Annotated in this window: 1 pseudogene; it reads left to right on the top strand. The window is 57.8% G+C overall.

Features of this window, described 5'->3' with window-relative positions:
* Positions 1 to 1,403 (top strand): annotated as a pseudogene (locus tag L5L91_RS22535) (hypothetical protein); the annotation flags it as partial.

Below are 1,403 nucleotides of genomic sequence, written 5' to 3'. Positions count from 1 at the left end.
CCTACAGCCGTCGCAGAAACACCGACGAATGCGGGGACACCTGCTCGTCCGCCTGTCGCGGCGAAGACCACAAACACGCCAGTAACGTCACAGACGGATGGCGTGCCTACGGAAGACACCCCTGCGACAGAAGTGCCTGAGGCGAATGCTGCGCAAGGATACACCGGCCGTAAATGGGAGGTGAGTAGTTCTACACCAGTAAATCTGAGTCAGGGTGCGCAAACGGGCAGCAATTATACCCAAGGACCTAGACATAATCTTGGGACAATCCCAGATGCAGCGACTGGTCATCCCGGTGGTCCCGCGGCTGGCAATGGCAGCGGAACAACCCCACCAGTGATGGGCAACGRTTCGCCATCGGTGGCGGATGTAACAGATGATGGGATTCAAACCGATGTTCCGACAGCCGTCGCAGAAACACCGACGAATGCGGGGACACCTGCTCGTCCACCTGTTGCGGCGAACACCATAAACACGCCAGTAACGTCACAGACGGATGGCGTGCCTACGGAAGATACCCCTGCGACAGAAGTGCCTGAGGCGAATGCTGCGCAAGGATACACTGGCCGTAAATGGGAGGTGAGTAGTTCTACACCAGTAAATCTRAGTCAGGGTGCGCAAACGGGCAGCAATTACACCCAAGGACCTAGACGTAATTTGGGGACAACCCCAGATGCAGCGCCGAGTACCGCGACTGGTCATCCTCGTGGTCCCGCGGCTGGCAATGGCAGCGGTACAACCCCACCAGTGATGGGTAATGGTTCGCCATCGATGACAGATGATGGCACGCAAACTGATGTTCCGACAGCCGTCGCGGACACTCCGACGAATGCGGGTACACCAGCTCGTCCGCCTGTCGCGGCGAAGACCACAAACACGCCAGTAACGTCACAGACGGATGGCGTGCCTACGGAAGACACCCCTGCGACAGAAGTGCCTGAGGCGAATGCTGCGCAAGGATACACTGGCCGTAAATGGGAGGTGAGTAGTTCTACACCAGTAAATCTGAGTCAGGGTGCGCAAACGGGCAGCAATTATACCCAAGGACCTAGGCGTAATCTGGGGGCAACCCCAGATGCAGCGCCGAGTACCGCGACTGGTCATCCTCGTGGTCCCGCGGCTGGTAATGGCAGCGGTACAACCCCAGCGGTAACGGGCAACGGTTCGCCATCGGTGGCGGATGTAACAGATGATGGCACGCAAGCCGATGTTCCTACAAATACAGGTACACCGGCTCGTTCGCCTGTCGCGGCGAACACCACAAACACGCCTTCAATGTCACAGACGGATGGCGTGCCTACGGAAGATACCCCTGCGACAGTGGTGCCTGAGGCGAATGCTGCACAAGGATACACTGGCCGTAAATGGGAGGTGAGTAGTTCAACACCTGTGAATCTGAGTCA

The sequence above is a fragment of the Shewanella sp. SM55 genome (genome assembly GCF_025654025.1).
GTDB lineage: Bacteria > Pseudomonadota > Gammaproteobacteria > Enterobacterales > Shewanellaceae > Shewanella > Shewanella oncorhynchi.
The sequence above is the reverse complement of the archived record's forward strand: the minus strand, read 5'-3'. Positions and strand labels throughout refer to the sequence as shown.